Source organism: Nocardia concava NBRC 100430 (genome assembly GCF_000308815.1).
GTDB classification, from domain to species: domain Bacteria; phylum Actinomycetota; class Actinomycetes; order Mycobacteriales; family Mycobacteriaceae; genus Nocardia; species Nocardia concava.
Genome location: NZ_BAFX01000025.1, coordinates 1 through 11734 on the forward strand (window position 1 = coordinate 1; position 11734 = coordinate 11734).

9 protein-coding genes are annotated in these 11734 nt (G+C 68.6%); 2 read left to right on the forward strand and 7 right to left on the reverse strand.

Features of this window, described 5'->3' with window-relative positions:
* On the forward strand, nucleotides 1–561 hold a 561-nt coding region (locus ON43_RS06535), incomplete at its 5' end, for an IMP dehydrogenase (RefSeq protein WP_040804720.1).
* A gap of 68 nt (nucleotides 562–629) precedes the next feature.
* Here ON43_RS06535 and ON43_RS06540 read toward each other — a convergent pair.
* Nucleotides 630–1454, reverse strand: a complete 825-nt coding sequence (locus ON43_RS06540; protein ID WP_040804768.1) for an alpha/beta fold hydrolase — start codon at nucleotides 1452–1454, stop codon at nucleotides 630–632.
* Between the two features lie 440 nt (nucleotides 1455–1894).
* On the opposite strand from ON43_RS06540, the gene guaA reads away from it, so the two are divergent.
* Nucleotides 1895–3460, forward strand: coding sequence for a glutamine-hydrolyzing GMP synthase (gene guaA, locus ON43_RS06545; RefSeq protein WP_373283402.1), 1566 nt, complete (start codon nucleotides 1895–1897; stop codon nucleotides 3458–3460).
* A 122-nt stretch (nucleotides 3461–3582) separates the two neighbouring features.
* Here guaA and ON43_RS06550 read toward each other — a convergent pair whose 3' ends face one another.
* From ON43_RS06550 to ON43_RS06575, 6 genes are all read right to left on the reverse strand, one after another.
* Complete coding sequence (locus tag ON43_RS06550; RefSeq protein WP_040804728.1) at nucleotides 3583–3789, reverse strand: hypothetical protein; 207 nt, start codon at nucleotides 3787–3789, stop codon at nucleotides 3583–3585.
* Complete coding sequence (locus ON43_RS06555; protein ID WP_051178034.1) at nucleotides 3782–5575, reverse strand: PspC domain-containing protein; 1794 nt, start codon at nucleotides 5573–5575, stop codon at nucleotides 3782–3784. The genes ON43_RS06550 and ON43_RS06555 overlap by 8 nt, the downstream gene beginning before the upstream one ends.
* 79 nt (nucleotides 5576–5654) lie before the next feature.
* On the reverse strand, nucleotides 5655–6095 hold the full coding sequence (locus ON43_RS06560; protein WP_040804733.1) for a hypothetical protein: 441 nt from the start codon (nucleotides 6093–6095) through the stop codon (nucleotides 5655–5657).
* A 116-nt stretch (nucleotides 6096–6211) separates the two neighbouring features.
* A complete protein-coding gene (locus ON43_RS06565; protein WP_040804771.1) occupies nucleotides 6212–6622 on the reverse strand; it encodes a nitroreductase family deazaflavin-dependent oxidoreductase in 411 nt (136 codons plus the stop codon).
* 64 nt (nucleotides 6623–6686) lie between these two features.
* Nucleotides 6687–10706, reverse strand: coding sequence for an NACHT and WD repeat domain-containing protein (locus tag ON43_RS06570; protein WP_040804736.1), 4020 nt, complete (start codon nucleotides 10704–10706; stop codon nucleotides 6687–6689).
* Nucleotides 10707–10840: 134 nt separating this feature from the next.
* A complete protein-coding gene (locus ON43_RS06575; protein ID WP_040804739.1) occupies nucleotides 10841–11488 on the reverse strand; it encodes an MspA family porin in 648 nt (215 codons plus the stop codon).
* Nucleotides 11489–11734: the final 246 nt, after the last annotated feature.

Below are 11734 nucleotides of genomic sequence, written 5' to 3' on the forward strand. Positions count from 1 at the left end.
GTGCCGGTGGTCGCGGGCGGCGTGTCCGATCACCGCACCGCGCTGCACCTGATGCGCACCGGCGCGGCGGGTGTCATCGTCGGCTACGGCTCGATGCAGGGCGCCACCACCACCGGTGAGGTGCTCGGCATCGGCGTGCCCATGGCCACCGCCATCGCCGACGCCGCGGCCGCGCGCCGTGACTACCTCGACGAGACCGGCGGCCGCTACGTGCACGTCATCGCCGACGGCGAGACGCTGACCTCCGGCCACATCGCCAAGGCCATCGCCTGCGGTGCGGACGCGGTCATGCTGGGCGTGCCGCTGGCCATGGCCCAGGAGACCCCCGGCAACGGCTGGTACTGGCCCTCGGCCGCCGCCCACCCGTCGGTGCCGCGCGGCGCGGTCCTCCCGTACGCCATCGACGAGGAGCGCGTCCCGCTGGCCCAGGTCCTCAACGGCCCCTCCAACGACCCGTTCGGCTCGCTGAATCTCGTTGGCGGCCTCCGCCGTTCGATGGCCAAGACCGGCTACTGCGACCTCAAGGAATTCCAAAAGGTCGGTTTGAACGTCCGCGGCTGACCGAAGACCCCTGATCGCGCCCTTGTGCATTCACCCGAATGCACAAGGGCGCGAGTCGTATCCGGGGGTCAGCGGCTGCCGGGGCGGGCGCTGAAGTCGCGGAGTGGCGGAACTGCCAAGTCGCGGAGGAAATCTCGGATTGCCGTGTTGACGGCTACCGGGTGGGTCATGTTCACCGTCTGGCGGGCGCCCTCGATTTCGACGTAGCGGGCGTCGGGGAGGCGGTCGGCCAGTTCGCGGGCGTGGGAGCGGGGGACGCCGGAGCGGGTGGGGTGGATGACCAAAGTGGGGCAGGTGATTTCGGGTAGTCGGGCCAGCACGGAGTCGCGGTTGAGGAGGGCGCCGGCGGCGACCTCGGTGGCGCTCGGATCGCGGGCGAGCCAGCGTTTCACCCAGACGGCGCGGTACCAGTCGTCATCGCCGATGAGCCAGCGGGCGAGGTATTCGGCGAGGGCCGGGCGGGGGGCCTCTTCGTACCATTTGTCCAGAAACTTACGGGCATTGGTGAGTTCGGCGGCGGTGGGTTCGTGCGCCTCGCTGGCGATCAGGACGAGGGCGGAGACACGGTCGGGGGCGAGCAGGGCGGTGCGCAGGGCGATGAAGCCGCCCTGCGAAATCCCGCCCACCACGGCGCGTTCCACGCCGAGCTGATCCAATACGGTCAGCGCGTCCCGGGCGGAGGTCCAGTAGGTGAACGGCAGCCCCTCGTCTCGGGTGCGGCCGTGCCCGCGCGCGTCCCAGGTCACGATCCGGAACTCCGGTGTCAGCGCCGCCTGTTGCGACGCGAACATCGTTCGGTCCATGAGGAATTCGTGCCCCAGCAACACAACCGGACCTTCGCCCCCGCTGTCCTCGTAGTGGATCTCTGCATCGATCGCACGGGCGAATGGCACGAGGTAGAGGATAGCCAGCACCGGTGACAAACTGCTCAGCTTTCCCACCCACCGCCCCAGTCGGTGTCGCTAGGCTCCCCCGCCTCCCCGAGCCTTCAGCGGACGGCGGAGAGCCGTGGAAAGCCCCACACCCGTGCCGGCGGTCAGGTGACGAACCGATTTTGGACGTACCCGATGAGTTACCCGAACCTCACGAAACCAGTTGTCAAGTACCGCGCCAAACGTGTGCGTGGAGAGGCCGGAAGACCCTATCGAAGATCGGCGGGACCCGAATACCGTCCCGGTGCCACCACTTCCGGGTCGGGCGGGTCACCGCTCACGAGGCCGCGGCGCAGCCCCCGGCCCGGGGTGATGGTCCAAGCGCAGGTCGGACGGGGTTGATGGTCTTGTGCGATCGGGTGTTGCCCGAAGTAAGTGTGTCGTGTATCGCTCCGTAGACTGTGCCGGTGGCAGAAACCCAGCGACCAGTCCTTGTCGTCGACTTCGGCGCGCAGTACGCGCAGCTGATCGCGCGCCGGGTGCGCGAAGCGAGCGTGTATTCCGAAGTGGTTCCGCACTCGATCACCGTGGAGGAGATCGCGGAGAAGCAGCCGCTCGCGGTGATTCTCTCCGGCGGGCCGAGCAGCGTGTACGCCGAGGGCGCACCGCAGCTGGACGCGCGGCTGTTCGATCTGGAGGTGCCGGTCTTCGGCATCTGCTACGGCTTCCAGGCCATGGCGCAGGCGCTCGGCGGGACCGTGGCGCACACCGGAACCCGTGAGTACGGGCGCACCGAGCTGAGCGTCGACGGCGGCATCTTGCACGGCGGCCTGCCGACCCGGCAGCCGGTGTGGATGAGCCACGGCGACGCCGTCACCGACGCCCCGAAGGGCTTCGAGGTGACCGCGACCTCCGCGGGTGCGCCGGTCGCCGCGTTCGAGGATCGGGCGCGCAAGCTCGCGGGTGTGCAGTACCACCCGGAGGTGCTGCATTCGCCGCACGGCCAGCAGGTGCTGAGCCGGTTCCTGCACGAGATCGCCGGGATCCCGGGCGCGTGGACCGCGTCCAATATCGCCGAGGCGCTGATCAATCAGGTGCGCGAGCAGGTCGGGGACGGGCACGCCATCTGCGGTCTGTCCGGCGGCGTGGACTCCGCGGTCGCTGCCGCGCTGGTGCAGCGGGCCATCGGTGATCGCCTCACCTGTGTGTTCGTCGATCACGGTCTGCTGCGTGCCGGTGAGCGCGAGCAGGTGCAGCGGGATTTCGTCGCCGCGACCGGGGCCAAGCTGGTCACCGTCGACGCGGTCGACAAATTCCTGGGTGAGCTGAAGGGCGTCACCGATCCGGAGGAGAAGCGCAAGATCATCGGCCGGGAGTTCATCCGGTCGTTCGAGGACGCGGTCTCCGAGGTGGTCGGCGAGCAGGGCGAGACCAAGGTCGAGTTCCTGGTGCAGGGCACGCTGTACCCGGACGTCGTCGAATCCGGCGGCGGCGCGGGCACCGCGAACATCAAGTCGCACCACAATGTCGGCGGTCTTCCGGACGATCTGGAGTTCGCTCTGGTCGAGCCGCTGCGGCTGCTGTTCAAGGACGAGGTGCGCGCGGTCGGCCGCGAGCTGGGGCTGCCCGAGGAAATCGTTGCGCGCCAGCCGTTCCCGGGCCCGGGTCTGGCCATCCGCATCATCGGCGAGGTGACCTTCGACCGGCTGGAGCTGCTGCGCCAGGCCGATGCCATCGCGCGCGAGGAGCTGACGGCCGCCGGTCTGGACAAGTCGATCTGGCAGTGCCCGGTGGTGTTGCTGGCCGATGTCCGCAGCGTCGGCGTGCAGGGCGACGGCCGCACCTACGGTCATCCGATCGTGCTGCGCCCGGTCTCGTCCGAGGACGCCATGACCGCGGACTGGACCCGGCTGCCGTACGAGGTGCTGGAGCGCATCTCCACCCGCATCACCAATGAGGTGGCGGAGGTCAACCGCGTGGTGCTCGACGTGACGAGCAAGCCGCCGGGGACCATCGAGTGGGAGTGACGGTCTCCCAATGATTTACGAAGGCCCCGCACCTGAGGTGCGGGGCCTTCGTCCTTCCCGGAGGGCAGTCCGGGAAGGGGATGCGCTGTCCCGGCGAGGGAAGGGGGCAGCGCGGGGTCGGTTCAGTCGCGGTTCTTCTTCGGGGTGAGAACCAGGACGATTCCGACGACTATGGCGGCGATGACGACGATCCAGCCGAGGGACAGGCCGCCGGAGACGGGCCAGGAGTGCGGGCCGACGAAGGCCCAGACGCTCACTCCGAGGCCGAGCATTCCGGCCAGCAGGAGAGAGAAGGACGGTCGGCGGTTCTTGTTCTCGTTCTCAGCCACGGTTCACCTCCGCGTTTCCCATCTGCACATCTACGGTCAGGTTCAGGACGGGACCCGTTGCCGGGCCGGATATTCCGCTCAGGCAATTCGAATCGCCCATGCGGACATTGCATGTCGTGTTGACGCGCAGGTTCGGGGGCAGGATCACGCGGGCGTCGCCCATGCGCACCTTCACCTCGACCGCGCGGTCCTCGGTCAACTGCAGCTTGCTCAGATCGAGGGTGCCCGAGCCCATGGAGACGTGGTACTCCGGCAGCAGCTCGGAAGTCGTTGCGGCGGCCCACTTGTGGTCGCCCATAGCGCCCTCGTCGAACTGGATCGGGCCGATCAGCGAGGCCAGGATGACGAAGCCGGCCAGGGGAGCCAGCAGCACCATGAGGCCGTAGCCGCGGCGCAGGAACGCGCCCACGATGAGCCCGAGCGCGATCACGGCGAGGGCGGCGGCGCCGATGCGGCCCGGAGTCATCCAGTCCACGCCCGCCGCGGCTGCGGAACCCGCCGCGGCGGCGGCCAGAATCGCGAGCCCGATGGTGACCGCGGTCAGGCGGGAGCGCGGGCGGCGCGCGGGAGCCTGGACGGCGCTCTGCTGGACCGGCACACCCGGTTCGGGGAGTTCCCAGGCCAGTGGGGCCACACCGAGCGGATCCCAGCCGGGCGGGGTGGGGCCGAAGTCGGGGGACATGGGGGCCGGGCCGAATCCGGTGCGGGGACGGTCGGTCGCGGACGGAATGCGGTGCAGGGCGGGAGCTTTGCCCTGATGGGCGGGCAGCGCGTGGGCCTTGCCCTGGTGGCCGGGGCCGTCTTCGGAGCTCGGTGCGTCGTCGGGCGGGTTGCCCTGCGGTGCGGCTTGCTTCTCCAAATCGACCGGGCTCGCGGCCTCCTGGGGTTCGGCGGCAGGGTCCGGTTTTCCGGAATCGGCCGGGGCCGAGGCGGATTCGGATTTGCTCAGGATCACGGTGTCGGCCACCGAGGATGCCGGTGCGTAGCGGGTTTCCAGCACCTCGGTCACGTTCTCCGTGTCCGAAGGAGGTTGCGGGGCAGACGATTCCGGGCGCAGGACGGCGGTGTCGGTGTCGACCGTATCGGTGCGCAGGACCGCGGTGTCGGTGTCACCCGAATCAGACTGCGACATGCTCTGGGCGGCAGCGGATTCCGGGGCGGCCTGGTTCGGGTCAGGCTCGTAGTGGTCGGGCAGCGTGGTGTAGGGCCCGTAGGTCTGGAAGGTGACCGCGTTGGTGCCCGGGTAGCCGGTCCAGTACGGGTTGGTGGTGCCCGGGTAGCCCGTGTTGAGGATGTTGTCGGCGGCCGTCTGCTCGAAATAGGCCGCGGGCGGCTGCGGTTGGCGCTGATAGAGCAGCCACCACCCGGCCAGCATGAGCGCGAAGCTGATCACGCCCGAGCCGCCGAGCCCCACCCCGACGGGGCCCATCGTGCTCACAGCGATCCCCAACGCCACCATGAGCACGATGGTCTTGGACGACGAATGCGACGACCGCCCGCGCCCGAACAGCGACTCCGCCGCCGACGACTGATCACCGGCCTGATTCAGCAGCAGCCAGCACAGCAGATAGAGCACGATCCCCGCCCCGCCGAACAGCGCGGACACCACGAACGCCACCCGCACCAGCACGGGGTCCACGTTGTAGCGGCGACCGAACCCGACGGCCACACCCGCGATCGGCCCATCCTTGGGAAACCGCATCGGCCGGGACTGCCACAGATCGTGAAGCTGATCGGAGAAGCCGGCACGCCCGGCGCTCTTGGACCAGTCGCTCGTCTTCGTCATGGCTACCATCGTGCTGGTCCGCGCTGGTCGGGCGCATCGGGGATCACCCTGAATGCCCACCTGACTTCTGACCGGGGGATCACTTCAACGGGGCGTCGGTGGTCCACTGGCCCTTGCCGTCGATGACCGTCTCCTTGGTGAAGATGCCATTGGCGGGTGCGGACAGCACGATCCAGGCGCGATGGGTCTCGAAGTTGCCCGCCGCGCAGGTCGGTTCGCACTTGTTCACGTGGTAGCTGCCCTCGCCGACGGCCACGTCGGAGCCCCAGAGGAGCCAGCCGAGATCGGTGAAGTACTGGTGGGCGGAAGAGCAGCCGGGGTCCAGCTTGGTCGGCTTCGTCAGGAGGTCGGTGCGGCCGCAGTTGTAGAGCTGGGCGTCGGCTCCGGCCTTCTGGGCGACCGGGTGCGCGACCGGGGCGGCGGACGCCTCCGGGCCGTTCGCGCCGCCCGCCACCAGCAGTACCGCCGCGCCGAGTCCGGCCATCAGGGTCGCGCCGTACGTGGCCATCCGAGTCTTCATTGGTGATCCCTCCCGTGAATGTCGCCCGGACCATTCGGCCGGGACCGGTTTCGACGGTAGGAATCGAGACTTGGTGACTTCTATCGGAAAACCAACGGCGGCCACCACGTGTCGGGTCAGGCGGATCGGTAGATCGCTACCACCGGGATCTTCCGGGTGGTCTTTTCGCGGTACTCGGTGAAGACCGGCATGATCTCGATCATGCGCTCGTAGAGGTCGTCGGATTCCTGGCCCGTCAGGAATTCCGCCTTGCCCGTGTATGTTTCGGTGCCGAGCTCGATGGTGATCTCGGGGTTGGCGCGCAGGTTGTGGTACCAGGCCGGATGCTTGTCCGCGCCACCGTTGGACGCGATGAGAACGATGCGCTCGCCGTCCGGCACATAGACGAGCGGATTGGTAACGGCGCGACCGGATTTCGCGCCGGTCGTGGTGATCAGCACCATATTGTCCCGCCCCTCGAACGGCCCGCCCACCTTCCCGCCATTGGCGCGGAACTCTTCGATCACAGATTCATTGAATGCGTTCATCTCACCCTCCACGTCGGAATCTGACTGCTGGCAACCGGGCGGGCCGGGGAGAAATTCCGGGGTTTCAGGAGGCGGGACAGGGCGGGTGGTAGGGGAGTTGGGGTAGATGGCGGCGCCAAAGGTCTTCGGACAGGGGGCCGGTGACCGTGCAGACGCGGTCGGCGGCGTGCTGTTCGTTCAAGTCCCACAGGCGAAGTGCGCCGTCGCGGCCGCCCGCACCGACACGGCGGCCGTCGGGGAGCAGACCGACGTTCCAGCCGTATCGACTGGAATCGGAGAGCGTGAGCGTGCGTTGGGGGTGGGCGCGGTCGGTGAAGTCCCACAATTGGATGCCGCCGTCGTCTCCGCTGGTGAGCATGGTGCGGCCGTCCGCGGAGAAGCCGACACCCCGGATCGTCAGCGAGTGCGCGGCGATCGGATCACCGAGGCGGACGGGGTGGTTCGGATCGCTGATGTCCCAGCTCTGCAGGGTCTCGTTAGTGGTGACGACCATGGTTCGCAGATCCGGGGTGATGATGGCGGAGGCAGCGGTGGATGAGCCCGACCGAAACAGCTCGGCGACCCGCTGCGGGCGTGTGGGATCGGTGATGTTCCAGAGGGTTGCGGTGACGATGGTCTTGTTCCCGTCCTGCGTGTAATCGCGGATGAGGATGGATTTTCCGTCGCTCCCGAACCGCAGCAGGCTGTAGGTGGATGACATGGGAACGGGCGCACCCACGGGGGTCGGTCGGGTGCGATCGGCGATGTCCCAGAACCGCAGCATTCGGTCATCGCCGACCGCCGCGGCGAGACGCCAGTCCGGGCTCACACTGACCCCGCCGTACCGGGAGACGGTCAGGTGCCATTCCGTCAGTGGGCGAATGTGTGCCGGATCGGTGGCGTCGAGAATCCGTGGGGGCGTGTTGGATTCGATATCGGATCCAAGCATGATCGTGGTGCCGTCGGGAGACAGCGAGAGGTAACTGAGCGCCGGGGCGACCCGGTATTCCCCGAGCAGCGTGGGCGATCGGTCGTTTTCGGTGCCCCACAGGGCTATTCGGCCGTCGCTGGACAACGTGGCCATCCGGGTCCCGGAAGCGTCGTAGTTCGGTGTGCTCGTCCATGCGGAATGCTCGGTGAGGATGGCCGGGGGCAGTGACCAGATGCGAATGTCGCCGGCCAGACCGCCGGCGGCGAGGGTACGCCCGTCCGGGGCGAAGGCGAGTGAATCGGGCCCGGCGCTACACGGTGAGGCGGAGTCGTTGCCGTAGTGGCAGAGACCGGGACTGGTCGAGAGCGTGTTCGTGAGGCGGGTGGGATTGCCCGGGTCGGTGATGTTCCACAGTCCGGCCGACCCGGAACTGCCGACCGCCAGGGTGTGACCATCGGGCGAGAATTCCAAGGCCCACAGGCCCTCTCCCATCGTCGTGTCGAGGGAGGATGTCCGGCGCGGGTGAGCCGGGTCGCCGACGTCCCAGAGCTCCGCGGCGGCGTTGTTGTTCCCGATCGGGTGCATGGATCCATCGCCGATGCCCACGGCGAGCAGGGTGCTGTCGGGGCTGAACGCGACGCGCTCCACCGGGGCAGCCTGGGTGAGTGAGGGAATCACCAGTACCGGGTTTGCCGGGTCCGCAATGGACCAGAGCTGGATCGTCGGGTCGGTTCGGACGGAGGCGGAGACCGGTGTCAGGTGGATGAGGGCGAGTAGCCGCCCGTTCGGGCTGATTCGCAGGTCGTCGAGGGCGCCGTCGGTCGCGGCGTGCACTTGCCGGGAGGAGCCCATGATCGGTACCGCCGGATTGCTGGTATTCCACAGCGTGAACTGGGTTGGCGTGACAGTCAGGAGGGTTCGCCCGTCTGGCCCGAATGCCACTCGCGCCGCGGGGAATTCGGGCAGACCCGCGAGGATGGTCAGGCGGCGTGGCGCGGACGGTACGGTGATGTCCCACAGCGCGATATCGTGCGTCGGAGTGTTGAATGCCGGAGCCGTGGCCAGCAGTGTGCCGTCCGGGCTGAATGCGAAATCACCGATGCCCTCGAGGGCTTGGCCCAGCGGCTGCGGGTGGCGTGGGTCGCTGGTATCCGACAATCGGAACACATTGTCGTAGGAGATCGATCCCAGCAGCTTGCCATCCTTGCGGTAGGCGATCTTGTGAATCGACTTCGCGTGCATCGGGGTGGCGGTCATCAACGGCTGGGTCTGAGTCTGCAACAGGGTGGATCGGGCGGTCATGTCGTTCGGTCGCATGCGCCAGGCGACCAGGTCCAGTTGGGCGGCCAGGGTCGGGTCGACCGATCGAACCCGGTCGGCCTCGGCGAGTACAGCCGCGAAATTCTGGTCGTCGCGGCGCTGGTTGGCGAGCCGATTCTGGTTGTACGCACCGAAACCGGCCACCAGGAGGCCGACACCGAGCAGCGCGAGAATGGCGGTGGTGCGGCGGGAGCGGAGCCGGGACCGGCGGCGAGCGGTGGTCGCGGCGTCGAGGAAGTCGCGGGCCAGCGGGCCTACCGGGGGCGGGTCGACATTGTCGAGTGCGTTGCGTAGCCGGGTGCCGCGGTAGAGCAGAGCTGAATCTCGCTCTTGGGCGGCCCATTCGGCGGCATCGGTTTCGAGGCGTTGGCGGACCAGGTAGCCGACTCGGTCTTCGTCGATCCAGGTGCGGAGGCGGGGCCAGGCGGTGAGGACGATCTCGTGGGTGAGGTTGACGGATTCGGCGTCGAGGGTGATGAGGCGGGTGCGGGAGAGGAGTTCGAGGGCGGCGGTGGCGGAGTCGGTGTCGGGGGTGCGGGCCAGGAGCTCGGGACGGAGGGCGGGGCGGCGGGTGTCGCGGGCGTCGCGGCGGACGGTGACCAGGCCGAGCAGGAGTTCGCGGGCGGCCGCCTGTTGGGCGGGAGTTAGCTCGTTCCAGGCGTATTCGGCGGTTTCGGCTACCGAGCCGACTACGCCGCCCGCTTTGCGGTAGCCGGTGGTGGTGAGGCGGCGGCCCTCGCGGTGTTGCCAGGTGGCGGCCATGACGTGGGAGAGGAGGGGGAGGGCGCCGGGGTCGTAGGTGCGGCGGCCGTGATGGTCTGCGGCGCCACACAATTCGGTGATGACCAGCTCCTCCAGACCGGCTTCCAGCTCCAGGCCGACCGCGCGGGCCGGGCCCGAGATCGCCTGGGCCAGTTCGTCGGTGCGCATGGGGCCGAGGAGGTAGCTGCGGTGCTCCAGGGCGTCCTGGAGGATCGGGTGGTTGAGGCAGTGGGCGTAGAAGTCGGCGCGTAGGGCCAGGACGACGGTGATCGGGTCGTCGGTGCGGGTGGCGCAGGCGTCGAGGAGGGTGAGGAAGTCCTCGCGGTCCTGGTCGTCGGCGTAGGCGGTGAAGAGCTCCTCGGCCTGATCGACCACGAGCAGACGGCGTGGTGCGTTCTCACGCGCGGCCAGGGCTGTTGCCTCGGCCGATGCGGTGGGTCGGCTCTCGCGTGGTGAATCCGGCTCTGCGTCGCCGGGTTTCACGATGGCATGCCGCAGGGCGGCGAGCGGGTCAGCGCCGGGGGTGAGGAAGGTGGTCTCCCAGCCGGTGAGGGCGGGGATCAGGCCCGCTGCCAGTAGGGAGGACTTGCCCGCGCCGGAAGCGCCGATGAGCACGATGATGCCGGTGGCCTCGCGGACGAGGGCGGTGAGTTCGGCGGTGGCGCGGGTGCGGCCGAAGAACAGGGCGCGGTTGTCGGTGCCGTAGGACGTGAGGCCGGGGTAGGGGCAGGCGGCGTCGGTCTCCTCCTCCGGGTTCCAGGTGGTGGCGGCCTTCCAGAGGCGTTGCCACTCTTGGGGTTCGGCGAGGTGGCGGGGGATCGGGTGGCCGAGTCGGCGGGCCAGGTCGATGAGGGTGAGGACGACCGGGAGCAGGGATTCGAAGCGGGCGGGGACGTTTCGGCCCGCCTTCCAGTCGCTGATGCGCTGCGCGGACGCGCCGCCCGGGCGGGTGCCCTGGGCGGCGCGCATGCGGTGCTCGGTGGCGGCGGCGACGCGGCGGAGGGTTGGATTACCCGCCGCCGCATAGAGTTCGGAGAAGCGCTGGGCGAAAAGGGCTCTGGGTGAACGGATCTGATCTTCTTCCCCGGTCACCGCATGTCCCGCATTCCCTCGACCCCCGCGTGCATGCCGCCAATCTAGCGGGAATGGGACAGCCCGATCCAGTTGGCGGAGAACGCGGATGCCGAAACGGCGGCGCGGGAGCCCGCGCCGCCGTTCCGGGCGGATCACAGCTGGAAGGGGTCGCCGATGACCCAGTCCGCCGCGTCCGCTCCCGGGGAGGTCCCCTCGATGATGGTGTACGCCTGGACGGTCAGCGGCCCGCCGCAGCCGTCCACCCGCAGTTGGTAGTCGTTGTTGACGATGTATCCGGTGTCGCCTGCGGGCAGCTGCTTCTCGCCGAGCTTGACGTCGGTGATCTTGCCGGGCGTGATGCCCAGGTTGAAGCCGATGCTCGCGCCGATCTCCGGTTCGATGTCGACGCTCGCGGTCGGCGTCACCATCTCCAGGCCCGCCGAGATCCCGAGATCGGCCGTCAGATCGACGCCCGCCTTGGCCGAGATGGTGAACTTCACGTCCAGATCCACCGCGCAGGCGACGAAGTATCCGGTGCGGATCTTGCCGGTGCCGCCGTCGACCTTGCCGTAGGAAGTGTTGTTCAAGTACACCTCCCGACTGGTCGGCATCCCGTTCAAGGGCGCGACCGGATGGGCCGCGTTGTTCATATGGCCGACGGTGACCGACAGTCCGTTCGGCGCGACAGTCGTCTTCTCGTGCGGCGCGAGTTCCCCCGCATGGGCGATGGCCCCGAAGGGCGCTCCGGCGAACAGTCCCGCGGCGGTAATGGCACCGGCGATCGCGTTCTTGATGGTCATGGTGAGTCCTCCCCGACTCTCGAGGCGAAGCCCGGCGGCTCCGCTGAGACGAAGGTAGAAAAAGCGCCCACGACCGGGCGATGTCCTTTGCCCCGAGACGGCACGAAAGCGCTGATCCGGTGCGCCGGAGCGGTTTTCCGGTCCGGTCGGCCCCCGATCGCGGCCGATCGCGGCGACTGTCCGGTCCGGTCAGCGGCAAGATCGGGGACACATCCGCCGGAAAACCTTTCCGCGCAGGTCATCACC